Origin of the sequence: Pseudomonas sp. RV120224-01b (assembly GCF_003208145.1) — a bacterium.
Taxonomy (GTDB): domain Bacteria; phylum Pseudomonadota; class Gammaproteobacteria; order Pseudomonadales; family Pseudomonadaceae; genus Aquipseudomonas; species Aquipseudomonas monteilii.
On the sequence record NZ_QKMQ01000001.1, the window covers coordinates 378036 to 404362 of the forward strand.

At 62.5% G+C, this 26327-nt stretch carries 21 protein-coding genes; 10 read left to right on the plus strand and 11 right to left on the minus strand.

Annotation, left to right across the window (positions count from 1 at the left end; all coding sequences use genetic code 11):
- Positions 1–15 precede the first annotated feature (15 nt).
- The 7 genes from N436_RS01805 to N436_RS01830 all read right to left on the minus strand — a co-directional run bounded on the left by N436_RS01805 (position 16) and on the right by N436_RS01830 (position 7158).
- Positions 16–1233, minus strand: a complete 1218-nt coding sequence (locus tag N436_RS01805; protein WP_110740272.1) for an MFS transporter — start codon at positions 1231–1233, stop codon at positions 16–18.
- A gap of 59 nt (positions 1234–1292) precedes the next feature.
- Positions 1293–2507, minus strand: coding sequence for a benzoate/H(+) symporter BenE family transporter (locus tag N436_RS01810; protein ID WP_110740273.1), 1215 nt, complete (start codon positions 2505–2507; stop codon positions 1293–1295).
- A gap of 42 nt (positions 2508–2549) precedes the next feature.
- Positions 2550–3278, minus strand: a complete 729-nt coding sequence (locus tag N436_RS01815; RefSeq protein WP_110740274.1) for a type 1 glutamine amidotransferase — start codon at positions 3276–3278, stop codon at positions 2550–2552.
- Between the two features lie 72 nt (positions 3279–3350).
- A complete protein-coding gene (locus N436_RS01820; protein ID WP_110740275.1) occupies positions 3351–4244 on the minus strand; it encodes a dihydrodipicolinate synthase family protein in 894 nt (297 codons plus the stop codon).
- Between the two features lie 44 nt (positions 4245–4288).
- Positions 4289–5071 (minus strand): aldolase, encoded by a 783-nt coding sequence (locus tag N436_RS01825; RefSeq protein ID WP_019097010.1) that lies wholly within the window; start codon positions 5069–5071, stop codon positions 4289–4291.
- 304 nt (positions 5072–5375) lie between these two features.
- Positions 5376–5777: a hypothetical protein gene (locus tag N436_RS28355; RefSeq protein ID WP_146232406.1), complete on the minus strand. Its 402-nt coding sequence runs from the start codon at positions 5775–5777 to the stop codon at positions 5376–5378.
- On the minus strand, positions 5758–7158 hold the full coding sequence (locus N436_RS01830; RefSeq protein WP_110740276.1) for a PAAR domain-containing protein: 1401 nt from the start codon (positions 7156–7158) through the stop codon (positions 5758–5760). Before N436_RS01830 ends, N436_RS28355 begins: the two co-directional genes overlap by 20 nt.
- A 220-nt stretch (positions 7159–7378) precedes the next feature.
- Between N436_RS01830 and N436_RS01835 the strand changes: the two genes are divergently transcribed.
- The 3 genes from N436_RS01835 (at position 7379) to N436_RS01845 (ending at position 11396) form a co-directional block, all read left to right on the plus strand.
- Positions 7379–7879, plus strand: a complete 501-nt coding sequence (locus tag N436_RS01835) for a sigma-70 family RNA polymerase sigma factor (protein ID WP_256589572.1) — start codon at positions 7379–7381, stop codon at positions 7877–7879.
- Positions 7876–8802, plus strand: coding sequence for a FecR domain-containing protein (locus tag N436_RS01840; RefSeq protein ID WP_105945294.1), 927 nt, complete (start codon positions 7876–7878; stop codon positions 8800–8802). The genes N436_RS01835 and N436_RS01840 overlap by 4 nt, the downstream gene beginning before the upstream one ends.
- Before the next feature lie 83 nt (positions 8803–8885).
- Complete coding sequence (locus N436_RS01845) at positions 8886–11396, plus strand: TonB-dependent siderophore receptor (protein WP_110740277.1); 2511 nt, start codon at positions 8886–8888, stop codon at positions 11394–11396.
- 41 nt (positions 11397–11437) lie between these two features.
- Here N436_RS01845 and mtlD read toward each other — a convergent pair whose 3' ends face one another.
- Positions 11438–13576 (minus strand): bifunctional mannitol-1-phosphate dehydrogenase/phosphatase, encoded by a 2139-nt coding sequence (mtlD, locus tag N436_RS01850; protein WP_110740278.1) that lies wholly within the window; start codon positions 13574–13576, stop codon positions 11438–11440.
- A gap of 386 nt (positions 13577–13962) precedes the next feature.
- Here mtlD and N436_RS01855 point away from each other — a divergent pair, with 386 nt between their 5' ends.
- Positions 13963–14259 (plus strand): DUF3144 domain-containing protein, encoded by a 297-nt coding sequence (locus N436_RS01855; protein ID WP_016714831.1) that lies wholly within the window; start codon positions 13963–13965, stop codon positions 14257–14259.
- Positions 14260–14269: 10 nt separating this feature from the next.
- On the opposite strand, the gene N436_RS01860 is transcribed toward N436_RS01855, so the two are convergent.
- Entirely contained in the window at positions 14270–15163 is an 894-nt protein-coding gene (locus N436_RS01860) for a LysR family transcriptional regulator (RefSeq protein WP_105945291.1), read from the minus strand.
- A gap of 148 nt (positions 15164–15311) precedes the next feature.
- Here N436_RS01860 and N436_RS01865 point away from each other — a divergent pair, with 148 nt between their 5' ends.
- The 4 genes from N436_RS01865 (at position 15312) to N436_RS01880 (ending at position 20496) form a co-directional block, all read left to right on the plus strand.
- Entirely contained in the window at positions 15312–16391 is a 1080-nt protein-coding gene (locus N436_RS01865; RefSeq protein ID WP_105945290.1) for a 4-oxalomesaconate tautomerase, read from the plus strand.
- Positions 16392–16453: 62 nt separating this feature from the next.
- Positions 16454–17770 (plus strand): C4-dicarboxylate transporter DctA, encoded by a 1317-nt coding sequence (gene dctA, locus N436_RS01870; RefSeq protein WP_105945289.1) that lies wholly within the window; start codon positions 16454–16456, stop codon positions 17768–17770.
- A gap of 123 nt (positions 17771–17893) precedes the next feature.
- The gene (locus N436_RS01875; protein WP_105945288.1) at positions 17894–19198 is read left to right on the plus strand and encodes a CitMHS family transporter; all 1305 of its coding nucleotides are present in this window, start codon (positions 17894–17896) and stop codon (positions 19196–19198) included.
- 44 nt (positions 19199–19242) lie between these two features.
- Positions 19243–20496 carry an OprD family porin gene (locus N436_RS01880; RefSeq protein WP_105945287.1) on the plus strand — a complete coding sequence of 418 codons (1254 nt, stop codon included), beginning with the start codon at positions 19243–19245 and terminating at the stop codon, positions 20494–20496.
- 181 nt (positions 20497–20677) lie between these two features.
- Here N436_RS01880 and soxR read toward each other — a convergent pair whose 3' ends face one another.
- Positions 20678–21133, minus strand: a complete 456-nt coding sequence (soxR, locus tag N436_RS01885) for a redox-sensitive transcriptional activator SoxR (protein ID WP_110740279.1) — start codon at positions 21131–21133, stop codon at positions 20678–20680.
- 84 nt (positions 21134–21217) lie between these two features.
- Between soxR and N436_RS01890 the strand changes: the two genes are divergently transcribed.
- A complete protein-coding gene (locus N436_RS01890) occupies positions 21218–22315 on the plus strand; it encodes an efflux RND transporter periplasmic adaptor subunit (RefSeq protein WP_105945285.1) in 1098 nt (365 codons plus the stop codon).
- Positions 22312–25392, plus strand: a complete 3081-nt coding sequence (locus N436_RS01895) for a MexW/MexI family multidrug efflux RND transporter permease subunit (protein WP_110740280.1) — start codon at positions 22312–22314, stop codon at positions 25390–25392. Before N436_RS01890 ends, N436_RS01895 begins: the two co-directional genes overlap by 4 nt.
- Before the next feature lie 174 nt (positions 25393–25566).
- Here the strand turns inward: N436_RS01895 and N436_RS01905 are convergent, their stop codons facing one another.
- Entirely contained in the window at positions 25567–26304 is a 738-nt protein-coding gene (locus N436_RS01905; RefSeq protein WP_110740282.1) for a GntR family transcriptional regulator, read from the minus strand.
- Positions 26305–26327 lie beyond the last annotated feature (23 nt).

Below are 26327 nucleotides of genomic sequence, written 5' to 3' on the forward strand. Positions count from 1 at the left end.
TGGCCAAGGCCGCACCTACACGGCGCGCGCCAGTCGCTCAGCGTTGCGGGCCCTGGCCAGGTACGCCTCTTGCGCCAGGGTCAGCAGCACCGTCAGCAGCATGAACACGACCGATGCAACGAAAATCCCGTTTGGCAGGCGCTGGTCGAGCATCCAGCCAAACGCCACCGGCCCGATGGCGCCACCAATGTTGAACCCGGTCGACACCAGCCCGAACGTTTTGCCCTCGGCGCCTTTTGGTGCAGCCGCCTTGACCAGCATGTCCCGTGATGGGGCGATGATCCCGGTCAGCAAGCCGATGGCACCCAGAACAACCACCAGTGCCCAGCCTTGCAGCAGCCCCAGGGCCACCAGCGCGGTCAGCGCGGCCGCCAACGCGAAAGCCAGTGCCGCCACCAGGCCATGGCGCCGGGTACGGTCGGCCAAGGCACCACCGCACAGCACGCCTGCTGCACTGCATAGCAGGAAGGCGGTGAGCGCGGTGTTGGCCCAGGCCAGGGTCAGACCTTGGCCTTGTACGAGTGCGGCGACGGAAAACTTTTCGATGGCGCTGGTACTCAGGTTGAGCAGGATGAACAACACCGTCAGCACGCCGATCATGGGTGTGAACAAACGCACGCGGCCTGTTGCTGCGACCGGGCCAGCGCCTGTTTGGTTGCCAGGCCCTGCGACCCGGTAAACGCCACTGCCTGGTATCGAGATCAGCAGCAATGCCGCTACCCCGAATACCGCGCCCGCCGTCAGGGCCGCCCGCGTGCCGAACACGGCGGCGATACCGAGGAATACGGCCGGCGTGACCGCCGAGCCAAGAAACCCGGCAAAGGTATGAATCGAGAACGACCGCCCCAGGCGTGCGGGCTCGATGCCGTTGGCCAGCAGTGCGTAGTCGGCCGGGTGGTACACACCATTGGCCAGGCCAGCCATGGCCATCGCCACCAGCAATACCGCATACCCCGGGCTGGCCGCCAGCAGCAGGAAACTGAGGCTGCCCAGCAACAGCCCGGCCTTGAGCACGTTACGCGCCCCATAGTGGTCGACGGCGTAACCCAGCGGGGCTTGCACCAGGGCGGAGACGATGTTGAATACCGCCAAGGCAACCCCGAGCTCGACGAAGCCCACCCCCAGCAGGCCGGGAAGCACGGGCAACAACGCCGGGATCAGCATGATGTGCACATGGCTGACGAAGTGCACGGCAGCCACTTGGGTAAGCAACTTGGGGCCAGCTTGGGGCATGTCGATACCTGTTGTACGGCGTGCGCCGCTGGCGCACGGCAAGGTGAAGGGAAGCCCGCTCAGCGGGAGTTGCCGCTGAAAGCGGGGAGGCGGCCGTTCAGCGCGGCATGGGCCAGCAGGCCAATGACCAGGCCCCAGAAGGCCCCGCCAATGCCGAACAGGCTGATGTTGGCGGCTGCCGCCAGAAAGGTGATCAGTGCCGCCTCGCGGGCGCGGGCATCGGCCATTGCGCTGGCCAGGCTGGCACCGATGGTGCCCAGTAAGGCAAGGCCGGCCAGGGTGGTGATGAACGTGCCCGGGAGGGCCATGAACACACTCGCCAGGGTGACCCCGAACACCCCCACGAGGATGTAGCAGACACCGGCGGCGATCCCTGCCACCCAGCGTTTGCCTGGGTCTTCATGGGCTTCCTTGCCGGTGCAGATGGCTGCGGTGATGGCGGCGATGTTGAAGGCATGCGAACCGAACGGCGCCATTAGCAATGACCCCAGGCCCGTGACCGCGACGATCGGGTTGGCGCTGGTCGTGAAGCCATCGTTGCGCAGTACCAGCATGCCGGGCATGTACTGGCCGGTGAGGGTGATCAGGAACAATGGCAGGGCCACGCTGAGGGCAGCGTTGAGGGAGAAGGTGGGCGCGGTGAACACCGGAGAGGCGAACTCCAGCTTGAGTGTGGTCAGGCCGACTTGCCCTTGCAGCAGTAAGTAGCCGAGGCCCAGTAGCAGAATGCCGACCACGGCGTAGCGGGCGGTAAAACGCTTGAATGCCACATAGGCCGCAATCAGCAGCCCGGCCAGGGCCGGGTCCACCGACAGGCTGGCAAAGGCACCAATACCGAACTGCAACAGGATGCCGGCCAGAAGCCCGGCTGCAATACCGCCAGGGACGACCCGCACCAGGCGCTCGAAGCACCCGGTAATCCCCAGCACCACGAAGCCGGCGGCCGACAGCAGGTAGGCACCGATGGCTTCACTGTAGGGCACATTGGCCAGGGCGGTGACCAGGAACGCAGCGGCTGGCGTGGACCAGGCCGTGATCACCGGCGCGCGGCTGTACCAGGACAGCGCAAGGCCGCTGAGGCCGACGCCGATCGACACGGCCCAGACCCACGACGACGTCAGCTCGGGGCTCAACCCGGCAACCTTGGCTGCCTGGAACACCAGGATGAAGGTGCCACCGTAGTTGACGATGACCGAAACGATCCCTGCCACAACGGGGTGAAGGATGTCTGCCAGCCGAAACGGGGTTGAAGAGCTTTGTACAGGCGCGTCCATGGTTGCCTCTGGGTCAGTAAATGCAGGGTTCAGTGACTGTGATCAGCGATTGCCATGGGCCCTGTATTCCTCCACCAGCTTGTCGAGGAATACATAAAGCTTCTGGTTCATTTCGTCCCAATGATTGGCTCGCAGCGCGGCGGGCTGTTGCACGAAGCGGCGGTCGGTGAGGGAAGCCAGCTCGTCTTCGCAAGCGGCAATCAGCAGTTCGACTACCTCGCTGGTGAACTCCATGTGGCACTGGAAGCCATAGACCAGCGGGCTGTACTCGACGATCTGGCGTGGGCAACCTTCGCTGGTGGCAAGGACTTTCGCCTCGGCCGTCAGCCCCGGCATGTCGTTGTGCCAATGGCCCACTTGCAGCACTTCGCCAAAGTGGGCGACTTTGTCATTGGCTTTGCCTTCCGGTGTCAGTCGGATGGGGAATTTGCCAATCTCTTTTTCCGGGCTGTGATCGAAGCCTGCGCCCAGTGCTTCGCCGATGAGCTGCGAGCCCAGGCATACCCCGACCACGGCCTTGCCTGCAGCGATGGTTTGCTGGATCAGTCTGCATTCGGCTGCTGCATCGAAATGCGGGCATTGCGCGAGGGTGGTAGCCGGGTCTTGTGGTCCGCCCAGCACGACCAACAGGTCGAAGTGGCTGGAATCTACAGGCAGGCGCTGGTTGGCGTAGACGCGGGAGTAGCTGGCCTTGTGGCCTCGTGCCTTTACCCAGGTTTCGTACGCGCCAGGCGCTTCGAACGATTCGTGGACGATGAAGTGGACGTTCATGGAGTGTCTCTACGGTGATGGTGCCAAAAGTCTGCCCGGCATCGAGGTGCTGACGGGCAGGCTGCGGTGGCGTCAGTTGGCTGCGCCGAGGGTTTCCAGCAAGCCCTTCAGGTAGTTGCTGCCTTGCGCATCCAGCGGCTGCAGGGGCAGGCGCGGGGCGCCGACATCCTGGCCGAGCAGTTTCAAACCGGCCTTGATGGTGGTGGGCAGGCCGCGGCGGGTGATGTACTCCAGCAGCTCGTACTGGCGGTAGAACAGCGTGCGGGCTTCGGCCAGCCGGCCTTGCTGCACGGCGTCCCACAGCGCCAGGTTCAGTGCCGGGATCAGGTTGGGGGCGGCGGTACACCAGCCGGTGGCGCCGGCCACCAGAGCTTCCAGGGTCAGCGGGTTGCAACCGTTATAGAACGCCACTTGGCCATCGGTAGCGGTGAACAGGCGGTGCATGCGCTGAATGTCACCGGTGCTTTCCTTGACCATGGTCACAGTGGGCACCTCGTCGAGGATGCGCAGGATCAGATCCACCGACAGGTCGGTGCCACTGGTGCCCGGGTTGTTGTAAAGCATGATCGGGATGTCGATGGCGGCGCCGACCGCCTTGTAGTGGGCGACCACTTCGGCTTCGGTGAGCTTCCAGTAAGAGATGGGCAGCACCATCACTGCCGTGGCGCCGCAGGCCTGTGCCAGGCGGGCACGCTGCACGGTGCGGGCAGTGGTCAGGTCAGAGACGCTGACCACGCTGGGCACACGCCCGGCGATGCGTGCCTGGCTGAAGCGCACCACGGTTTCCCATTCGCTGTCGGACAGGTAGGCCCCTTCGCCAGTGCTGCCCAGCGGTGCGATGGCGTGCACGCCGCCTGCAATCAGGCTGTCGATGGACGTGCCCAACGCATCCAGGTCGAGCGTGCCGTCTGCAGTGAAGGGAGTGATGGTGTAGCCGATAACGCCGCGAATTACAGGTGTAGACATGACCAGGCACCTTTGCCGTTGTTGAGGAAAGAGTACAGCTTCGATCAGCCCAGGCAGTCGCCATGGGCACGCAAGGCACGGCGTGCGTAGTAGCTGAACGCGGCGCCATGACGTTTGGGGGTGGAGATCCAGTCGTGGGCCTCTTTGCCCAGCGCTTCGGGGATGGGGCGTATGTCACCGGCGCCCATGGCCAGCAGTTGCATCTTTGCCGCGCGCTCGAACAGCAGGGCGAGCACGCAGGCTTCTTCAATCGAGCCACCGGCAATCAGCAGGCCGTGGTGGGATAGCAGGATGGCGCGTTTGTCGCCAATCGCCTTCGCGATGATTTCGCCTTCTTCGTTGCCCACCGGCACGCCGGGCCATTCCTTGAGGAAGGCGCAGTCGTCGAACAGTGGGCACAGGTCCATGTGCGAGATGGCCAGCGGCACTTCCAGCATTGACAGCGCGGCGCTGTGCAGCGGGTGGGTGTGGATGATGCAGTTGACGTCGGGGCGGGCGCGGTACAGCCAGCTGTGGAAGCGGTTGGCCGGGTTGGCCATGCCTCGGCCTTGCAGCACGGTGAGGTCCTCGTCCACCACCAGCAGGTTGGAGGCGGCGATTTCGTCGAAGCCCAGGCCCAGTTGTTGGGTGTAGTAAGTGCCGGGCTCCTGCGCGCGGGCGGTGATCTGCCCGGCCAGGCCTGAGTCGTGGCCGCCGTCGAAGAGGATGCGGCAGGTGAGGGCGAGCTTTTGCCGGGCGGTGTAGGTGTTGTCGGCCAGCGCGGTCAGCATTTGTTGCTGGGCGAGTTTGACCAACTGGTCCTTGGGAGCCTGCATGGTGGTCGTCATGGGCGGTACCTGCATGGGAAAGGGCAATGGGTTGCTGATGGACAGGTGGCTGTCATCAGGACACAGCGCGATACTAATGACACAAAGTGTCATATGCAAGCGATGTGTCATCGCTTTCCGGAAAAACAAGCATGCGCGAAAACCTGCTGCGTGGTGACGTTCGGGTTGGTGCTGGGGGCGTGGGGCAAAATGCGGATGGAGAAGGCGGCAGTCGAGGGTTTACAGGCGGGACAGGTTTCGGTGCGACGACAAGGCAGTCCAGAAGGATGAAGACCCGCAATTGCGGGTCTTATCACTCAATTTTCTAATGCCTTACCATCGCAAAAGCAATCAATAGCCAGGCCGAGCCAATGATGATGAGCCAACTCGAAGAAACCAGCTTGCGCTTTAACTTTGACGGAAAATTCTTAAGCTCATCAGGGCTCACCAGACCTATTCTTGAGTGAAGCCGAGGAAAAGTGAGTAGGCCGCAGGCAGCACAAGTCAGCATCCATCGTGCCCGATAGGTAGTAGTCCCCAGAAATAGCTTCATTTGCTCTAAATAGGCATTGCTTCGTATGGAGCTGTTGATAACGTCAAATTCACGAGACCAAGCCACATAACCACTAACTGCAAGGCCGGCAGAACTTAAGGCAAATGGCGCAACGAGGAAAATCAATTGAATTTTCAGTGGCCAGGTATTTATATCAATCAGCGATAGACTCATAGATCTTTTCTCCCACCATTTCCCCCACAGCCTCGCCAGCCACGCTTCCCGCCAGAGAGCCCGTTCCAACAACGGCAATACCACATATTGGTGCTCCAATTCCTGCGGTTCCAATAGCGAAAACACCGCAAATTGAAGTGGCCGCTAATCCTGTGATAAAGCCTCCCGCAGCCCCACCAACAACACCGCCACTGAAACTTCCAGCTTCCTTGAGGCGCACAGCCTTACAAGCTTCGGTTTCTCCTGCTTGACATGCCTCCTTTATTTTCAAATAGGAAGAAGTACCGCCGAGCCCAATCGCAGCATGCCCGCCATGTTTAAGATACCTGCCGAGCTTCGCCACCTTTTCCAGATGCGTCGCGTACCCCGGAATCTGCCCCGGTCCACCCGCTTTCGACCAATGATGCACCAGGCTCTTGGTCGAAATATTCAAGCTCTTCCTCAAGCGCTCATAATTCCCAAGGTTCAGTTGCTTGTTCAGAAATGCTGTTTTTAGCTGCCCATCCAGTTGCTGCAGAAGCCGCTGCCGTTCAGCGAAGAAACCTGGGCTGTTCAAGTGGCCGTGGCGCATGAACTCCCGCTGGTGCAGTTGCTCGATACTCGTCAATGTATGACTGACCTGTTTCAAGCCTTGATCCAGCATGTCCTTGCCCACGCCCATGGACAGGCTGGCGTTGCTGAGCAAGCCTGCGATTTCGGCCTGGTGCTCCATCATGAAATCCGCTTCGGCGTAGTCGAGCACTTCCAGCGCACGCCGCGCATGCTGCGCTGCGGCCATCAGTTCTCCCTCTTCGCGTGTGCAGGCGTCACCGTTGTCAGGATCACCGATGACGAAAATTTCCCCTGCTTTGAACCCTTGTTCAAACGTCGGATTGAGCCGCTGCAATCGGGAAATCGGTAACGTGGCATCATGCTCGGCCAAGTGCAGCAGCACCTCGGGGAACGACATGCGCCGGGGAACCACATAGAAGCCAGGCTCCAGCGTACCGGGCAGTGCACCTATTACAGGCTGGGAGAAACGCTCCGGGTAGGCCGCGTGTGACGGCTCGGCAAAGTGAGCATTGGCAAGCCCTGCTACGGGCTGCATGGGTGGCGGTGCTTGATACAGCGGTGCGACCACCCGATTGCTGCCCGGCGAACAGCCACAGACAACCAATGCACCATCCATGGCCACGCGCTGTCCATCGGAAATGAAGTGGTCCACACCTTCGGCGACCATTCCCACCTGCCCACAAAGAGGGCATGGCGTGGTCTGGTCGCCTTCACGGAGCACCATTCGGCCCTCGTCGAGATAGCCGGCCCCCGTCGCGATACAGATAGCTCCCGTTGTGGTCACATCGCCATCTACCGCCTGGCCTTTTCCCTCTAGACTGACGCGCATCCTCAAGCTCCCTGTGGGTGGATAGGGTTAGAAACCTAACACCCACGGGGCGGCCTCAAGCGCTTGGCACAGAGAATCAGAAGCGTCCTACAAGTCATCCGAATTTGTTCCATCTGAGCCGCCCTTGCGTGCGCCACGCTTGAGGCAAGGCGATGAAACCCCGTAATATTGCGAACGATTTGCAACTGCACTTTTCGGCAATATGGGATGAGGGATCACCGTGTCAGCACACGAGCCTGTCGATGCGCTTTACCGTGACCATCACGCTTGGCTGCTGAACTGGCTGCAACGGCGCCAGCCCCATGGCGACCAGGCATCCGATGTGGCCCACGACACCTTTCTGCAGGTGCTGTTGCGCCCTCAACTGATTGCCGGTTTGCGCCAGCCAAGGGCCTGGCTGAGTAGCGTGGCGAAGGGGCTGTTGATCGACCGCTTCCGTCGCCAGAAGCTAGAAGCTGCCTACCTGCACGCACTGGCGCAACTGCCCGAAGCCGAGGCTCCCTCTGCCGAGCGGCAGTTGATGCTGTTGCAGACGCTGATGCAGATCGACGCCCTGCTCGAAGGCCTGCCAGCCAAGGCGCGCATGGCGTTTCTGCTGTCGCGCCTGGAAGGCCTCAGCTACCAGGAAATCGCTCTGCGCCTGGGGGTAAGCCTGAGTAGCATCGAGAAGTACATGGCCAAGGCCATTCGCCACTGTTACCAGATTTCCCTCGAACCATGACCGACAAGGTGCTCGACCAGGCCATCGACTGGCTGGTGAAGCTGGAGTCGTCGCAGCATGCGCCGGCCTTAAGCGCTGCCTGCCTGGCCTGGCGACAGGCCGACCCCCGGCACGAAGCCACCTGGCAGGCACTGCAGGAAGCGCAAACTTGCTTTACGCACGCGCGTGAACTGCCGGCAGGGGTTGCGATGGGCGCACTGGCCGAGCCCGACCGCCGTACGGCACTGAAAACCCTGGCGCTCGGCTTGTTGGGCCTGGGTATGGCCGGGGGTGCCGTGCAGCAGTCACCCTGGCGTGTCAGCTTTGCCGATTACAGCACCGGCACTGGCGAGCGAAGGCGTTTCGAGTTGGCAGACGGTACGCAGGTGCGGCTGAACAGCAGGAGTGCAGTGGATGTGCGTTTCAGCCAGCGCGAACGCCTGATCGAACTGCGCGAAGGCCAGGTGCAGATGAAGGCGGGCATCGACCCGCTGCAACGCCCGTTGTGCGTCAGCTCGGCACAGGGCCGCTTCCTGGGCAACGATTTCGACCTGTGTCAGGAGCAAGGGCGTACAAGGTTGACCGTTGACCAAGGCGCTGTTGCCATTCACGTGCCTGGGCAGCCGCCTATATCCGCACAGGCGGGGGAGCAGTACCTGGTCGATGCCGCCGGTGGGCATTTCATTGAACACCCGACCTTCGAAGGTTCGGCCTGGACGCGCGGCTTGCTGATCACCCGGCAAATGCGGTTGCAGGAGCTGGCTGCGCACCTGGCCCGCCAGCGCAATGGCTGGGTGGGCTGCGACCCGGCTGTGGCCGGGCTGCAAATTTCCGGGGTGTTCCAGCTGGACGATACCGACAACGCCTTGCGCACGCTGGCCCATACCCTGCCGGTACGCCTGGTGTGGCGCAGCGCATTGTGGGTGCGCATCGTGCCTGCCTGAAAAAAGTGCCTGCCCGGTTACGGGGTTTTGCCGGGCTCTTCGACAAGAAGAAAAAACCAGCACTTTTCAGGAGCCTCCCCTCGATGGATCTGTTGTCCCGCTATCGCCCCACCTTGCTTGCCCAGGCCATTGTCTTTGGTACCGGCCTGAGCCTTTGCCACCAGGTGCTGGCAGATGAACCCAGCCGCCGCTACGACCTGCCTGCGGCACCACTGGGGCAGGCGCTTGACCGCTTCGCCGAACAGGCCGGCATCAGCTTGCCCTACGACCCGCAATGGGTAGCAGGCAAGCAGGCGCGCCCGGTAAGCGGCCAGTTGCCGGTCAGGATGGCGCTTTACTTGTTGCTGGAAGGCACCGGGCTGAGTGCGGTACAGGCGGCGGATGGCAACTGGTCGTTACAGCCTGCCATGCCAGACGCTGGCGCGCCGCTGTCATTGCAAAGCACAATGATCCAGGGGCAGGCGTTGGGAAATTCGACTGAAAACACGGGTGCCTACATCACCGGCGCCACCAGTGTTGGCAGCAAGGTTGCCCAGTCCATCAAGGATGTGCCGCATTCGGTGTCAGTGGTCACTCGCCAGCGTATCGAAGACCAGAACCTCACCACCCTGACCGATGCACTGGACAAGACCACCGGCGTCACGTTGCAGAAGAACGGCGCGACAGGTTCGTCGCTGGGCAACGACACCAATTTCTTCTCCCGCGGTTTTGCCGTGTCGAACATCCAGTTCGACGGTGGCGCCCCGATGGACACCGCCATCTCCGGCTACGGTTCGATCAGCCAGCTCGACCTGGCCCAGTACGACCATGTGGAGCTCCTGCGCGGTGTCGATGGCCTCTATTCGGGCAGCGGCAACCCCGGCGGTACCATCAACCTGGTACGCAAACGGGCGCTTGGCCACAACCAGCTGAAGTTCTCTGCTTCGGCCGGCAGTTGGGACACCTACCGCAGCGAGCTCGACGTTACCGGCCCGCTGACTGAAACCGGCAACGTCCGGGGGCGGGCAGGGGTGGCTTATCAGAACAACCGCTTCTACTACGACACGGCGAACATGGAGAAAAGTCTGTACTACGGCTCGCTGGAATTCGACCTGAGTGCAGACACCTTGCTGACCGTGGGGGCCAGCTACCAGGAAAGTGAAGGCATCCCCAACTTCGGTGGCCTGCCACGCTACAAGGATGGCAGCGACATTGGCCTGTCACGCAAAACGTCCTACCTCGCCGGTTGGGGTTCGGTCGAGGAAAAGACCCGGCAGGCGTACATCAAGCTTGATCACAACTTCAACGAAGACTGGTTGTGGACCACCGACCTCACCTGGATGGACATGGACCGCGATGGCAATTCGTTGTTTGCCAACGGCGCGGTCGACCCGCTGACCGGTATCGGGAGCACCTGGCTGAACTACCCGGCCAGGACGGGGCTGGAGCGCAAAGGCATCAACAGCTACGTGAAGGGTGGCTTCGACCTGTTCGGCTTGCACCACGATGTATTGCTGGGCGGCGACTACTCCCATTCGGACGGTTACACCGTGCAGCGCTGGGGCCTGCTTAACTTCACCCCGGTGGACATCTTCAACCCGGTCGAACCGGTCGACCCGGGCAGCACACCGAACAAGACCCATGACAACACGACCGAGAAGTACGGCTATTACGGCATGACTCGGCTGTCGTTGAGCGAACGCACCAAGCTGATTCTTGGCGCGCGGGTGTCCACCTACAAGTACCGTGATACCGAAGTGTTCTTCGACGATTTCGGCAACGTGCTGAGCGACCCGGCGCCCTACCATCGCGGCCTCAAGGAGCAGGGTGTTACCACCCCGTACGCCGGCCTCACCTTCGAGCTGACCCCGCAATGGACTACCTATGTCAGCTACGCCGAAACCTACAAACCGCAGTTCCTGCAGGTGGCGGCCGGTGGCAAGACCCTGGATGCCGCCACGGCAAAGAACTATGAGCTTGGCCTCAAAGGCCTGTTGTTCGATGAGCGGGTGAACACAAGCTTTGCCATCTACCGTATCGAGCAGGAAGGTGCGGCAATTGAAGACACGCGTTATCCGCCAACCTATGGTGCATCGAACTGTTGCTTCCTCAACAATGGCGAAGTGGTCAGCGAAGGTTTCGATGCAGAGGTCAGTGGCGAAGTGCTGACCGGTCTCGAACTGTTTGCCGGCTACACCTACAACCACACGGTCGACAAGGCCAACGACAGCACCCGTGCTGTCTACGCGGCGGTCACGCCCAAGCACCTGTTCAAGTTATGGGGGACCTACCGTTTGCCGGGTGAACTGAGCAAGTGGAAAGCCGGGTTGGGCGTGACCGCCCAGAGCAGCAACGGCCGCAGCGGTACGGTCACCCCTTACAACCCGGCCACCGGGCTGTACAACGGCGAAGCCGAGGATTTCAAGTTCGTCCAGGCGGGCTATGCCGTGTGGGCATCGAGCCTGGAGTATCAGGTCGACGCGCACTGGACAGCGATCCTGAATGCCAACAACCTCTTCGACAAGAAGTACTACCAGACCGTAGGTACCTCGGCCAACAGCAACTTCTATGGCGAGCCACGCAACTTCACCCTCACGGTGCGGGCTACCTACTGATCTGATTCGGCCGCGCACGCCGGGCCGCCTCGCGGCCCCGGTTAACTGACTTGCATCAGGGGCGTTCTCGCGGCATCCCTTTGCGGGTAATGCCGGAAAGCCTCCGAAATGGCGCTGATCAGCTGCGCATCCGTGATCGGGTCCAGCCCTGGAAAGCGCTTGCCATTACCGTCAACCCCAAGGGTAAGCACGGCCTCGACACTGGCGTCGTTTTCGCGATAGGCCTGCCTGATGGCCTGGGCCTCCAGCGCCTTTTCATCTGTGCAGCGCAGGGCATGGTGAATGGCCAGTGCCGCGCCAAACACCAGGGCCGGGGTTTCAATACCATGCTTGTGGGCCAGCTCGATGCTGCTGAAAATGCGTTCGTTGCGCTGAAGCTTGCGCAACGGGTCGCGCCCCACCCGGGCACAAGGGTCTTTGAACGAGGTTTTGCAGCGTTCCAGGAACGTATCGGCAAAACGGCTGACCACTTCCGCCATCTGCGGATACTCCGCCACCAGCGCGGGGCCGACTTCCTGGCGAATCAGGCGCTCGGCCAGTTCGCTCACCTGTGCATCGCCCATACCTTGGCCTACCGAGTCATGGCCCAGCAGGCTGGCGTACCAGGCAACGATGGCATGCGGGCCATTCCACAAGCGGTTCTTGATGACCTGGATCTGGGTGATGTCAGGCACCGTTTTTACCTGGCGCAGGCGTTCGAGCAGGTCGCTGCCGTGCTCTACATACAGCGGCATGTCGGGTTCGCTGTTGAACAGGATCAGGTGCAACTGGCTCATCGCACTGCTGGGCTGGGCAAAGGGCCTGAAGCGCCCGATCAGTCGTTCGTATTCAGGCACTGGCGTCGATGCCTTTGTGGCGACTGTCGGCTCGTCTTCCAGGCTGTTCTGGAACATCTGCGACTTGATGCGCAGTTGCCGCACCAGTGCGTCGTTGCTGAGCTTGGAGACGATGCGGCTGACCACCGTTTCGGCAAAGTGGGTCTTTTCCAGCACTTGCTCGCCGATTGCTGGCGGGCACAGCAATGCCAGCTCCGCTTGCACATGGCGGCGCACAAACGCAGCGCCGCCCACCTTGTTCAGCACGATCAGCAACGTCAGCTCACGGCCACGGCGTTCGAAGCGCTTCAACAGGCCTTTGGCAATCACCTGCGCCTGGTTGCGGATGGCCTGCTCGGGCAGGCTGAGGCCGATAATTTCGGCAGCGGTGTACATGTGGATCAGTGCATCATCATCGTCCATATCGATCATGCGCACATTGTCGATGGTCTGGTCGAACGAAGTGGCCCCGTAGCGCACGCTGTAACGGCCGAAGGCATTGACGCTTTCACGCAGCATGCGCGAGCGGGTCGCGGCAATGATCTCACAAGGCCGGGTGTAGCCATCCCAATGGGAAAAGACCTGCGTCAGGTAGCCACCCCCGATGGCGCCGAAACCATGAATGCCCACGCGGAACTGGTTCATGGAGGCCGGGAAGCTTTCGTTCAGTTCGGGCATGCCCAGGTCGGGAACGCACTCGCTCAAATCGGCCAGAAACTCGGTCATGCTGCGATAGGCCTTGAGCGCGCCTGCCTTGATCTCGGGGGCCGGCGGCTTGATGTCTTCGATAAGAATCGCCTGCCCCTGAGCGCGCATTGCCGAGAGCATGCCGTTCTCTGAGTCCTCGACCATGAAGCATTGGCCCGGCTCGCAATTGAGCGCGCGGGCGGCTTTCAGGAAAATCTCGGGGTGGGGTTTACCCTGGCTGACTTCATCGCCGCAGACGGTGATATCGAAGTACTTCAACACGTTGGCGTTGATCAGGTATTCCTCGGCAATGGCACGGCGGCTGGACGTGGCTACCGCCATGGTCAGCCCCGACTTGCGCAGGCGCTCCAGCACTTCCAGCAGGCCGGCCTTGATCGGTACGCCGTGATTGCGCACGTACTCCAGCTCAAGTTCATCCGCGCGTTTGCGGATTTCGGCGTACGGGAAGTCTTCACCGTTGTGCGCCTTGGCGAGGGCTTCGGCTTTTTTCGCGCTCAGGCCCAGCGAGCCGATCAGTGTGTGTTCGCCCAGTGCCTTGCCGAAGATTTCCAGCGAGGCTTGCTTGAGCGTTCTGAAGCGCAAGCGCTCGGTGTCGAAGAGGGTGCCATCCATGTCGAAGATGGCGCTGTGAATCTGTTTGCCTTGAAATAAAAGCATTGCGTGTTGCCCCTGTAAGTGCGTCAGACATCCCGCCTGTAGCAAGCGAGAACGGCGTTGTGCGCTGCAGCGTTGGCAATCAGGTCGGGGGCAGGCGTTTGGCAGGTGCACGCTCGGGCGTGACACAGAGGTAAGGCGGGGCAGAGCGGGGCGTGCAGAGCAGTGTTGCGAGTTTGGAGGCGAGGCGGATGACGCGTTTGCCTTTGAGGTCACGCCCACTGGCTGCAGTCCGGTTTGCAGGCAGTGGGCGCAAGTAGCGATGGATACGTGTGATTCCTGGCATAAGGTGTTTTGCTTCCTTTTTCGTTGCGAGTGATCCTTTTTCAGCCTTGCACGTATGCGCGCCGCCATGCAAGGCTTGGGCATCCGTTACCAGGTGAACCGCAATGACCCAAGCTACCGATCAGGCCTTTTACGACCGCGCCGATGCGCACATCGACCTGGCCAACCAGCAGATCGAAAAATTCGAAGACCTGGGCAAGGTCAGCGCCTCGCTCACCTTCGGCGCAACCCGTTTCAGCGCCTGGATGAGCGCCCGCAGCTTCAAGAGCGGCGCGGAACTGGCGGCCGCCCGGGAAGAGATTCTGAAGTACTTCTGCGAGCAGTACCGGATGATGCTCGAAGACAACCTGGATGAGCACATCGAGCACTTTGATCGTTTTGTACTGGGCAAAGGCGACTGAGCCTCGTCACTCAACGGTTGGGCCACTGCTCCAGCAGAATTGAAACGAACTTCTCGGCGGCAGGCGACAACGACGCCCCGCGGCGGTAGACCAACCCCAGGGTGCGCGTGACCTGCGGCTCGGTCAGCGGCACGCTGACCAGGGTCGGGTGGTCGGCGCTGGGCATCGCCAGGCTGGGCATGGCCGATACGCCAAGGCCGGCCTCCACCATGCCCAGCGACGTGGACAGGTGCTGTACTTCGTAGAACCACTTCGGCCGCAGGTTGAGCCCCGACAGCGCGTGGTCCAGCAGCATGCGGTTGCCGCTCAGGCGGCCAACACCGATCAGGCGATGCTCAGCCAACTCCGTCCACGTCACGGCCTTGCGGTTTGCCAGCGCATGGTCCCGTCGGCAGGCCAGCACGAAGTGCTCCTGCACCAGTGAAACGAACTCGATGTCCGGGTGCTGGCCGCTCATCATGTTGATGCCGAAGTCGGCCTCGCCGCGCAGTACCGCTTCCAGCCCGTCGTTGGCGCTGAGGTCCAGCAGGCGAATGCGGATTTTCGGATAGCGCTCGTTGTAGTCGCGGATCACCGATGGCAGAAAGTAGAACGCTGCGGTGGGGATGCAGGCGAGGGTGACCTGGCCGGTCTGCCGCTCGGCCAGCTCGCGGATGCTGAGGATCGAGTCTTCGAAGTCATCCAGCAGGCGCCGGGCCTTGGGCAGGAAGTCGCGGCCCACGCTGGTCAGGCCGACCCGGCGCGTGGTGCGTTCAAGCAACGCAGTGCCCAAACCCTCTTCCAGCTTCTTGATCCGCCGGCTAAGCGCTGGTTGCGACAAATGCAGCGCCTCGGCTGCCTCATGGAAGCTGCCGAGTTCGGCGATTTTCACGAAAGATCGAATGTCTTGCAGCTCATATTCCATCAGAGGGCCTGCGCTGGCGTGGTGGTTTCAATTGTTTTGTAAAACGCAATAATGGCTACGATATTTGCATTGGATTGATTTATCCATCCCTGCCACTCTTTTGCTCACAGCATCAATGATGTCCATTGATCGACAAGAGTGCAAAATCATGCAGCGAATTCCTTGCGTCCTCATGCGCGGTGGCACCTCGAAAGGGCCGTTCTTTCACGCCTGGGACCTGCCTGCCAATGTGGTCGAGCGCGACGAGCTGCTGATCAACCTGATGGGCTCTGGCCATGAGCTGGAAATCGATGGAATCGGTGGAGGCAGCCCGCAAACCAGCAAGGTGGCGATTGTCAGCCCTTCGCTGCACCCGGATGCAGATGTCGATTACCTGTTCGTGCAGGTGATGGTTGCCCAGCGCCGCGTCGACACCGCGCCCAACTGCGGCAACATGCTGTGCGCCGTCGGCCCGTTCGCCATCGAGCAGGGCCTGGTGAAGGGTCAGGATGGCAAGACCCTGGTCCGCATCCGCAACCTGAACACCGGCACCCTGGTCAACTCGCTGGTGGAAACCCCCGGCGGCATCGTGCGCTACGAAGGCCGCACGTCGATCGACGGCGTACCGGGCACTGCCGCCCCGGTGCACCTGACGTTCCTCGATGCTGTCGGTAGCAAGACCGGCAAGCTGTTCCCCACCGGCGCGGCCACGGACGTGATCGACGGCGTACCGGTAACCTGCATCGACATGGCCATGCCCATGATGGTGGTGCAGGCCAGTCAACTGGGGGTGACCGGATCGGAAACCCCTGCAGAGCTCGATGGCAATTCCAGGCTGCTCAAGCGCCTTGAGGCGTTGCGCCTTAAAGCCGGCAAGGCCATGGGCCTTGGCGACGTCAGTGGCATGGTAATCCCCAAGCCGGTACTGGTGTCGGCGCCACGGTACGATGGCACGTTGCAGGTGCGTTACTTCATGCCGCACAACTGCCACCGTGCCTTGGCCATCACCGGGGCGGTAGGGCTGGCGACTGCCTGCGTCAGCCCCGGTACGGTAATCGGCGATCTGCTTGGCGAGGGCGTCCGGCAGTTGACCGAGGTGCGCCTGGAGCACCCGAGCGGCGGCATAGAGGTGGCGCTGTCGCGCGGTGGTGCCGACGGCACGACGACCCAGGTTTCAGTGGTAAGAACTGCTCGACGGCTCTTTTCAGGCTTCGTCTACGCCCCTACCTTGCGCAGGCTGGCAGGGTAGCCGCCACCTGCTTGATCCATGCACCAAGCGCATCCGCACAATTTCAACAATGGTGATGCCTCATGAAACTCGCCAAATCGCTGTACTTCCAGATCCTTTGCGCCGTTCTGCTCGGTGTACTGGTCGGCCACTTCTGGGCGCAACAGGCCGTTGCACTCAAGCCCCTGGGCGATGCCTTCATCAAGCTGATCAAGATGATGATCGCCCCGGTGGTGTTCTGCACCATCGTCACCGGCATCGCCGGCATGACCGACAAGCGCTCGCTGGGGCGCCTGATGAGCAAGACGCTGCTGCTGTTCCTGGGCCTGACGGTGGTCAGCCTGGCAATAGGGCTGGCGGCGGTGTACCTGTTCAAGCCAGGTGCAGGCATGAATATCGACCCTGCCACCCTCAGCACCGAAGGCCTCAGCCAGTACACGGCCTCGGCTGCCAAGCTGGGTGTGGTGGACTTCTTCATGCACATTATTCCCGACACCTTCATAGGCGCCTTCAACAAAGGTGAAGTGCTGCCGGTGCTGTTCATTGCCGTGCTCAGCGGCTTTGCCCTGTCGTCCATGGGCGACAAGGGCAAGCCGATGCTGGATGTGCTCGAATCCGCCTCGACCATGGTGTTCCGCATGTTCGGCTACCTGATGCGCTTCGCGCCGGTCGGTGCCTTTGGTGCACTGGCCTTTACCGTCGGGCAGTACGGCATCACCTCGCTGGGCGCGCTGGCCAAGCTGGTGGGTACGCTCTACGTCGCGTGCGCGTTCTTCGTGCTGGTCGTACTGGGCGGCATCTGCCGTGCCCACGGCTTCAGCCTGTGGAAACTGCTGCGCTACTTCCGTGAAGAGTTCCTGGTGGTGCTGGGCACCTCGTCCACCGAACCCGTGCTGCCGCGCATGCTGGAAAAGCTCGAAAAGCTGGGGTGCAAGAAAGGGGTCGTGGGCCTGGTGCTGCCAACCGGCTACTCGTTCAACCTCGACGGCACGGCCATCTACCTGTCACTGGCTGCCATTTTCATCGCCCAGGCCTGCAACATCGACATCAGCCTGGGGCAGACGCTGACCATGCTGGCGATCATGTTGCTGTCGTCCAAGGGGGCTGCCGGCGTGACGGGCAGTGGTTTCGTAGCCCTGGCCTCGACCCTGACCGTGATCCACGACATCCCCTTGGCCGGCCTGGCCCTGCTGATTGGCATCGATCGCTTCATGTCCGAGGCCCGCGCCTTGACCAGCCTTGCCAGCAACGCGGTGGCCACGGTGGTGATCTCGCTGTCCGAGAATGCCTGTGAGCGGGATACCCTGCTGCGCGCCCTCAATGGTGCGCAAGCAGCGCAGCCGGCTTCACCTGCGCCCGCTCAGGTCGACTGGCCCGCAGAACCACACCGCCACGTCTGATTGCCCGTCGCTACACCCACGCCTGACTTAAAATTCCATTCGGCATCGTTGCGATGCCGGGTGGGGCAGGGGGCTGCCTGCCTGGCGGGCGGCCACGCACAATAAAAACAAGAGAGAAAAACCATGCTCGCACTCCTGGGCCTGATCATGGTGGTGACGTTCACCTACCTGATCATGAGCAAGCGCCTGTCGCCTATCGTTGCGCTGACCGTTGTCCCCATCGTCTTCGCCATCGTCGGCGGTTTTGCGCCCGAACTGGGCAAGATGATGCTCGATGGCCTGAAGATGGTCGCGCCATCGGCAGCCTTGCTGTTGTTCGCCATCCTGTTCTTCGGCCTGATGATCGACGCCGGCCTGTTCGATCCGCTGATCCGCAAGATCCTCAAGCGGGTGAACGGCGACCCGATCAAGATTGCCATCGGTACGGCGCTGCTGTCGCTGCTGGTGGCGCTGGACGGTGACGGGACCACCACCTACATGATTACCTGTGCCGCCATGCTGCCGCTGTACAAGCGCATTGGCATGAACCCGATGATCCTGGCCACCGTGGCCATGCTGTCGCTGAGTATCATGAGCGGCCTGAGCCCCTGGGGCGGCCCGGCTACCCGCGCCATTGCGGCGCTCGGGCTGGATGCCAGCGAATACTTCATCCCCATGCTTCCGACCATGATCGGTGGCGCTGCCTGGGTGGTGTTTACTGCCTTCCTGCTGGGTCGGGCAGAGCGTCGGCGTATCGGCAACACCGCGTTGCAGGAAGGCGGTGGCAATTGCTACATCAAGGAAATCCTCGGCGACAACCCGCACAAGCGCCCGCGGCTGGCGTATGTGAACCTGTTGCTGGTGATTGCCGTGATGACGGCACTGGTGATGGGGCTGATGCATGCCGCCATCCTGTTCATGATCGGTTTTGTTGCCGCACTGATGATCAACTACCCGCAGCTGGAGTTGCAGAAAGAACGCATCCTGGCGCACTCGGGCAACGCGATGACCGTGGTGTTGCTGGTGTTCGCGGCGGGCATCTTTGCCGGCATTTTCTCTGGTACCAAGATGGTCGACGCCTTGGCGCAAACCCTGGTCGACTGGATTCCCGAGGCCTGGAGCCACTGGTTCCCGCTGGTGGTGGCGCTGACGAGCATGCCGCTGACCTTCGTGCTGTCCAACGACGCCTATTACTTCGGCGTAGTGCCAATCCTGGCCAACGCCGCAGCGGCCTACGGCATCGACCCGCTGGAAATTGCCCGCGCCTCGGTGCTGGGCCAGCCGGTGCACCTGATGAGCCCGCTGGTGGCCTCGACCTTGCTGCTGATGGGCATGGTCGACCGTGATATCGGCGACTTCCAGAAAGCCACCGTGAAATGGGCGGTGCTCACCTCGCTGGTGCTCACGGCGCTGGCCCTGCTCACGGGGGCGCTGTCCTTCTTCGTCTAAGCCCTGCCTGTACGCCTTCCAATAACAAGAACCGAGTAACGATCATGTCCCGAGTTGTATTCCGTGGGGCCACTTGTGGCCTGCTCTGCGGCTGGCTGCCTGTTGCCGGCGCGGCTGGTTTTGTCGATGACAGTACGCTGAAGTTGCAGTTGCGCAATGTCTACTTCAATGAAAATTTCCGCGATGAGCAGGGCTTGAGTGCACGTGCCGCCGCGACCGCCAAAAGTGAGCGGGTCGAGTGGGCGCAGGGCTTTCTGCTCGACTACCAGTCGGGCTATACGCCGGGCGCGCTGGGCCTGGGGGTTGATGCCCTTGGCTTGTTGGGTGTCAGGCTTGACTCCGGTCGCGGGCGCAGCGGCACGGGGCTGTTGCCGGTGCATGACGATGGCCGCGCGGCGCAAGAGTTTGCCAGCGCCGGGGTAACGGCCAAGGCTCGCTTGGGTAAGTCGGTGATCAAGCATGGCACGTTGCTGCCCAAGACGCCGGTGCTGGTCTACAACGATGCACGGCTGCTGCCACAGACCTATCAAGGCACGCAACTGACCAGCACGGACATCGACGGGCTGACCCTGAGCGCCGGTCACCTGGACCGCTTCAAGCAGCGGGACTCATCCGACAGTACGGGCCTTTATCTGGACGGTTACGGTGGTGCCAAGTCGGGTGATTTCACGTTTGCGGGTGCTGAGTACACCGTCAGCAAGCAGCTGCGCCTGAGCTACTTCCATGGCCAGCTTGAGCACTTCTACCGTCAGGACTTCGCCAGCCTGGTGCATGACCTGCCACTGGCCGGCGGGGTGCTGACCACGGACCTGCGCTACTTCAAGAGCCGGGACAGTGGGGCGGCCTATGGCGGTGCCATCGACAATGACATGTTCAGTGGCCAGCTGGCCTATGCGCACGCCGGCCATACCGTCGGCGCGGGCTACCAGGTACTCGATGGCGAGGCCGGGCTGCCGTACATCAGCGGTGCGACGGTGTATTCGTTCAGCAATGTCGGCATTGGCAAGTTCATCGAGGAGGAAGAGAAAACCTGGATGGCCAGCTATGGCTACAACTTCACCGCTGCTGGCGTGCCGGGGCTGACCTTCATGGCCCGGTACCTGAGCGGCGACAATGGCCGCTCGGGGGCTGCGGGCATCAAGGAGTGGGAACGTGACGCCGAGCTTGCGTACGTGGTGCAGGGGGGGCCGCTCAAGGGGGTGGGGGTGAAGTTGCGCAACTACGTCTATCGCTCGGACTTTGCCCGGGGGCGAGACAGCAATCGCCTTTACCTGACCTACGAAATTGCTATCTGGTGAGGGCGCAGCCAAAACTCAATGTTGGTGCAAATCCCTGTAGGAGCGGCTTTAGCCGCGAACACCGGCAACGCCGGTGCCATCCTGCGCGGTGTATGGCACCGGCTGCGCCGGTGTTCGCGGGTAAACCCGCTCCTACAGGTATAGCGTGTGCCTAGAACCTGTGTGAGCGCATGTATGCAGGCTACCGGGCGTTCTTTTCAAGGATCCGCGCCCCGGATCCTTCCTTGCCCAGCACATCCTCGGGGTTACGCAATGGGCAGTCCTCCAGCGACAGGCAACCGCAACCAATGCAGTTGTCCAGGCTGTCGCGCAGTGCCTCCAGCGTGCGGATGCGGGCGTTCAGGTCTTCGCGCCAGGCGGTGGACATCTCGCCCCATTGCGCTGCCGTAAGCTTGCTGTTGGGTGCATAACGGCTGAAGGCCTGCTTGATTTCCTCCAGCGGAATACCGGTGCGCTGCGCCACCTTGATGATCGCCAGCGTGCGCAGCACCAGCGCGGGAAAACGGCGCTGGTTGCCGGCTGTGCGGACACTGGCGATCAGCCCCTTGGACTCGTAGAAGTGCAGCGCAGAGACTGCCACGCCGCTGCGTTTGGCCACTTCGCCTACCGTGAGCATCCGCGTGTTGTCCGCTGCCATGCCTGTTGACCTCAAGTTAAGTTGAGCTCTTATAGTCCTGCCCGATCTCTCCCGCAACCGCTTTCCTGATGATCGGAGCACTGCATGAACAAAAGGACGTTACTGGCCTGTGCCGGCGCTGTGGCAGGTGTGCTGGCGGGCGCCTATGCGCTGGTGGGCAACAGCTCGACGCAACCCGCTGCCGCCGCATGGCCGGCAACCAAGGTGGCGCTGGCCACGGCCGAGCAGGTGCAGGTGGCGCGGCAGAACTTTGCCTCGGGGGAGCTGGAGGCGGTCAACCAGGTGCAGGTGGCGGCCGAGGTGGCGGGGCGCATTACCCGTATCGCGTTCGAGTCGGGGCAGACCGTCACGGCCGGGCAGGTGCTGGTGCAGCTCAATGACGCCCCGGAGCAGGCCCAGCGCGTGCAGTTGCGGGCCAAACTGCGCAACGCCGAAGTGGTGTTGCAGCGCAGCCGCAAACTGCTGGCTATGCATGCCGTTTCGCAGGAACTGTTCGATAACGCCGCCACTGCCGTGGATGTGGCCAGTGGCGAGTTGCAGCACGTCGAGGCGTTGATCGCGCAGAAGGCCATCCGGGCGCCGTTCGCCGGCAAGCTGGGTATTCGCCGGGTGCATCAGGGCCAATACCTGGGCGCTGGCGAGACCATCGTCAGCCTGGCAGATACCCGACAGTTGCACGTCAACTTTTCCCTGGGCGAGCAGGCCGCGCCCGACGTGCAGGTGGGGCAGGTGCTGGCACTGGGTGTGGATGCCGTGCGCGGCCAAGGCTTCCAGGCCCAGGTAGTGGCGGTCGACCCGGTTGTCAGCAAGGCGCGCCTGGTGCAGGTGCAGGCCGCCTTGGCGAACCCGGACGGGCAGTTGCAACCGGGCATGTACGCCAGCGTGCGCCTGGACGCGGCACAGCCATCGACCGTGCTGGCCGTGCCGGAAACCGCAATTACCTACACCGCCTATGGGCAGACGGTGTTCGTCGCCACCCGGGATGCGGAACACGGCACCCGTGTGAAACGGGTGCAGGTCACCACCGGTGAGCGCTGGCAGGGGCGGGTGGAGGTGACCTCTGGTCTTGCGCCGGGTGATCAGGTGGTGGTCTCTGGCCAGCTGAAACTGAACGATGGCATGTCTGTCGAGCCGGTGGCCCAGGACAGCCTGCAGGCCAGCCAGGGAGGGCGGCAATCGTGAAGTTCACTGACGTCTTCGTGCGCCGCCCGGTGTTGGCGCTGGTGGTCAGCAGTCTGATCATCCTGCTGGGGCTGTTTGCCATGGGCAAACTGCCGATCCGCCAGTACCCGTTGCTGGAAAGCTCGACCATCACCATCAGCACCGAGTACCCCGGGGCCTCTGCCGAGCTGATGCAAGGCTTCGTGACTCAACCGATTACCCAGGCGGTGTCATCGGTGGAGGGCATCGACTACCTGTCCTCGTCCTCGCAGCAGGGGCGCAGCCTGATTACCCTGCGCATGGTGCTGAACCGCGACTCGACCCAGGCGCTGGCCGAGACCATGGCCAAGGTCAACCAGGTGCGCTATCGCCTGCCGGAAAAAGCCTACGACCCGGTGGTGGAGCTGTCGGCAGGTGACTCCACTGCCGTCGCTTACGTGGGCTTTGCCAGCGATACCTTGTCGATACCCGAGCTGAGCGATTACCTGTCGCGGGTGGTGGAGCCGCAGTTCTCCGGCATCGACGGCGTGGCCAAGGTGCAGTCGTTCGGCGGTCAGCGCCTGGCGATGCGCCTGTGGCTGGACAGCGAGCGCATGGCCGGGCGCGGGGTGACGGCAGCCGATGTGGCGCAGGCAGTGCGTGCCAACAACTACCAGGCGACGCCCGGCCAGGTGCGCGGCCAGTACGTGCTGGCCGATATCCAGGTGGACACCGACCTCACCCGGGTCGAGGACTTTCGCGAACTGATCATCCGTAACGCGGGCACCGACCTGGTACGCCTGCGCGATGTCGGCACCGTCGAGCTGAGTGCGGCGGCCACCCAGACCAGTGCCACCATGGATGGCAAACACGCCGTGCACCTGGGCTTGTTCCCCACGCCAACCGGCAACCCGCTGGTGATTGTCGAGGGCATTCGCCAGCTGCTGCCGCAGGTTCAGCAGACCCTGCCACCGGGCGTGCATGTGGCGTTGGCCTACGAGACCGCACGCTTCATCGACGCCTCCATCCACGAGGTGCTGCGCACCCTGGTAGAGGCGATGCTGATCGTGGTGCTGGTGATCTGGCTGTGCCTGGGTTCGCTGCGCAGTGTGTTGATTGCAGTGGTGGCCATCCCGTTGTCGATGCTCGGCGCTGCGGGCCTGATGCTGCTGTTCGGCTTCAGCCTCAACCTGCTGACCTTGCTGGCGATGGTATTGGCCATCGGCCTGGTGGTGGACGATGCCATCGTGGTGGTGGAGAACGTGCACCGCCATATCGAAGAGGGCAAGTCGCCGGTTGCTGCGGCATTGGCCGGGGCACGGGAAATTGCCGGGCCGGTGATTGCCATGACCCTCACGCTGGCGGCGGTGTATGCACCCATCGGGCTGATGGGCGGGCTGACCGGCACGCTGTTCCGCGAGTTCGCCCTGACCCTGGCGGGGGCGGTGATCGTGTCTGGCGTGGTGGCGCTTACCTTGTCGCCGGTGATGAGCTCACTGCTGCTGCAACCTGGTCAGCAGCACGGCGCAATGGCCAACCTGGCGGACCGGTTGTTCGGGGCGCTGACCGGGGCTTACGGGCGGGTGCTGGCTTACACCCTGTCTCATCGCTGGATCAGTGGCGGCGTGGCACTGCTGGTGTGCCTGAGCCTGCCCTGGCTGTACCTGCTGCCACAGCGCGAACTCGCCCCTCCCGAGGACCAGGCGGCTGTGCTCACGGCTATCAAATCGCCGCAGCATGCCAGCCTGGAATATGCGGAACGCTTTGCGCTGAAGCTCGACCAGGTGATGAAGTCCATTGCCGAAACCACCGACACCTGGATCATCAACGGCACCGACGGCCCGGCCGCCAGTTTCGGCGGCATCAACCTCAGTGCCTGGCAGGCTCGCGAGCGCTCTGCTGCGCAGGTGCAGGCGCAGCTTCAACAGGCAGTTGCGGACATCGAAGGCAGCAGCATTTTCGCCTTCCAGGTGGCCTCGCTACCGGGTTCCAGCGGAGGCTTGCCGGTGCAGATGGTGCTGCGCAGTGCCCATGACTACCCCGAGCTGTACCAGACCATGGAAGCCCTCAAGCAGCGTGCCCGCGACAGTGGTTTGTTCGCCGTGGTGGACAGTGACCTGGACTACAACAACCCGGTGGTGAAGGTGCGCATCGACCGGGCCAAGGCAGCCAGCCTGGGCATCAGCATGCAGGCCATCGGCGAGTCGCTGGGTGTGCTGGTGGGCGAGCAGTACCTCAATCGCTTCGCCCTGTTCGGGCGCTCCTACGACGTGATTCCGCAGAGCATTCAGGACCAGCGCCTGACGCCTGCGGCGCTCAACCGCCAATATGTGCGCGCCGAGGACGACAGCCTGGTGCCGCTGGCCACGGTGGTGCACCTGGATATCGAGGTTGCGCCTAATCGCCTGCTGCAATTCGATCAGCAGAATGCCAGCACCTTGCAGGCGATACCGGCGCCGGGTGTGTCGATGGGCAATGCCGTGGCATTTCTTGAGCAACTGGCCAGTGAGCTGCCGCCAGGCTTCAGCCACGACTGGCAATCGGAATCACGGCAGTACGTGCAGGAGGGCTTTGCCCTGATGTGGGCGTTTCTTGCCGCGTTGGTGGTGATCTATCTGGTGCTGGCGGCGCAGTACGAAAGCCTGGTGGATCCGCTGATCATCCTGGTGACCGTGCCGCTGTCGATCTGCGGTGCGCTGCTGCCGCTGGCGCTGGGCTGGGCCACGTTGAACATCTACACGCAGATCGGACTGGTGACGTTGATTGGCCTGATCAGCAAGCACGGCATCCTGATGGTGGAGTTCGCCAACGAGATCCAGGTGCGTGACAACCTTGATCGGGCGGCGGCTATCGTCCGTGCTGCGCAGATACGTTTGCGGCCTGTGCTGATGACCACGGCGGCGATGACCTTTGGCGTGCTGCCGCTGCTGTTCGCCAGCGGTGCCGGGGCCAACAGCCGCTTCGGGCTGGGAGTGGTGATTGTGTGCGGGATGCTGGTGGGCACCTTGTTCACGTTGTTCGTGCTGCCGACGGTGTATGGGTTGCTGGCGCGGGATCATCGGGTGGTGTCGGTGCGGAGTCAGCAGTTGCTGGAGGCTGAACGGGTTTTGGGTATGTGAAACGTAGGCACAGGGCTGCGCGTTGTGTTTGTCGGTCAGGGCCATTGGGGCTGCTTTGCAGCCCATCGCCGGCAAGCCAGCTCCCACAGGGACCGTGCCTGGCTTGAGGGCTGTGCAGTCCCTGTGGGAGCTGGCTTGCCGGCGATGGGCCGCACAGCGGCCCCAATCGTTTGATCAGGCGGGCGACCGGTCGCGTCGCATCTGGGTGACCAGGGTAAAGCGGTCATCCGGGTGCACGGTTTCGGAAACCGCCATCAAATCGCCGTTTTCCTCGCGATAATGGCGAATGATCTTCAACCCCGGTGAACCTGCATCGGCCTTCAGCGCCCGGGCCATTTCCGCCGTCAGCAACACCGCCCGCACCTGCTGGTCGACCACCGCGATCGCCCGGCCATAGTGCTGTTCGATCAACCCGGCAATCAGTTGGTCGGGGTGCTCGCGGGCCAGTTCGATGACATCGGCGTAGTCCCGCTGCGCATACACGTCGGTCCAGCACAGGGGCGCCGCATTGTGCAGGCGGTCGACGCGGATGCTGGACACGCAGAAGTAGTGCTCACCCGGTACCAGCCCCAGCCGCGCCGCTTCGCTCAAATCGGCAACGAAGTGCCGCACGTCCTGAATTTCCCGCTGCTGGGTTTCGGCCAGGTGCGCAAGGTCGGCCACGCTGGCCAGCGATTGCGAGTAGCCACCGCGCGGGCTGCTGGCTTCCACCCGGGTACCCACGCGCTTGCGCCGCGACACCAGCCCCTGGTTGAGCAACTGGTTGATGGCCGCGCGCACCGTGTGCCGGCTTACATCGTAAAGGTCGCACAGCTCGAACTCGGTCGGCAGCAGGCTGCCCACCGGGTAACGGCCGCTGGCGATGCCTTCCATCAAGTCCTTTGCCACGGTGGTGTAGCGCGTCGGGTTCATACCTTTGGTCTGTCTCGCAAATT

What these genes read in the sequence shown, in the direction of transcription:
- N436_RS01880 (WP_105945287.1), top strand. Translation starts at nt 19,243, where the DNA reads ATGTCCCGAGTTGTATTCCGTGGGGCCACTTGTGGCCTGCTCTGCGGC.
- dctA (WP_105945289.1), top strand. Translation starts at nt 16,454, where the DNA reads ATGAAACTCGCCAAATCGCTGTACTTCCAGATCCTTTGCGCCGTTCTG.
- N436_RS01875 (WP_105945288.1), top strand. Translation starts at nt 17,894, where the DNA reads ATGCTCGCACTCCTGGGCCTGATCATGGTGGTGACGTTCACCTACCTG.
- N436_RS01905 (WP_110740282.1), bottom strand. Translation starts at nt 26,304, where the DNA reads ATGAACCCGACGCGCTACACCACCGTGGCAAAGGACTTGATGGAAGGC.
- N436_RS01860 (WP_105945291.1), bottom strand. Translation starts at nt 15,163, where the DNA reads ATGGAATATGAGCTGCAAGACATTCGATCTTTCGTGAAAATCGCCGAA.
- mtlD (WP_110740278.1), bottom strand. Translation starts at nt 13,576, where the DNA reads ATGCTTTTATTTCAAGGCAAACAGATTCACAGCGCCATCTTCGACATG.
- N436_RS01820 (WP_110740275.1), bottom strand. Translation starts at nt 4,244, where the DNA reads ATGTCTACACCTGTAATTCGCGGCGTTATCGGCTACACCATCACTCCC.
- N436_RS01840 (WP_105945294.1), top strand. Translation starts at nt 7,876, where the DNA reads ATGACCGACAAGGTGCTCGACCAGGCCATCGACTGGCTGGTGAAGCTG.
- N436_RS01830 (WP_110740276.1), bottom strand. Translation starts at nt 7,158, where the DNA reads ATGCGCGTCAGTCTAGAGGGAAAAGGCCAGGCGGTAGATGGCGATGTG.
- N436_RS28355 (WP_146232406.1), bottom strand. Translation starts at nt 5,777, where the DNA reads ATGAGTCTATCGCTGATTGATATAAATACCTGGCCACTGAAAATTCAA.
- N436_RS01865 (WP_105945290.1), top strand. Translation starts at nt 15,312, where the DNA reads ATGCAGCGAATTCCTTGCGTCCTCATGCGCGGTGGCACCTCGAAAGGG.
- soxR (WP_110740279.1), bottom strand. Translation starts at nt 21,133, where the DNA reads ATGGCAGCGGACAACACGCGGATGCTCACGGTAGGCGAAGTGGCCAAA.
- N436_RS01805 (WP_110740272.1), bottom strand. Translation starts at nt 1,233, where the DNA reads ATGCCCCAAGCTGGCCCCAAGTTGCTTACCCAAGTGGCTGCCGTGCAC.
- N436_RS01815 (WP_110740274.1), bottom strand. Translation starts at nt 3,278, where the DNA reads ATGAACGTCCACTTCATCGTCCACGAATCGTTCGAAGCGCCTGGCGCG.
- N436_RS01810 (WP_110740273.1), bottom strand. Translation starts at nt 2,507, where the DNA reads ATGGACGCGCCTGTACAAAGCTCTTCAACCCCGTTTCGGCTGGCAGAC.
- N436_RS01825 (WP_019097010.1), bottom strand. Translation starts at nt 5,071, where the DNA reads ATGACGACCACCATGCAGGCTCCCAAGGACCAGTTGGTCAAACTCGCC.
- N436_RS01890 (WP_105945285.1), top strand. Translation starts at nt 21,218, where the DNA reads ATGAACAAAAGGACGTTACTGGCCTGTGCCGGCGCTGTGGCAGGTGTG.
- N436_RS01845 (WP_110740277.1), top strand. Translation starts at nt 8,886, where the DNA reads ATGGATCTGTTGTCCCGCTATCGCCCCACCTTGCTTGCCCAGGCCATT.
- N436_RS01855 (WP_016714831.1), top strand. Translation starts at nt 13,963, where the DNA reads ATGACCCAAGCTACCGATCAGGCCTTTTACGACCGCGCCGATGCGCAC.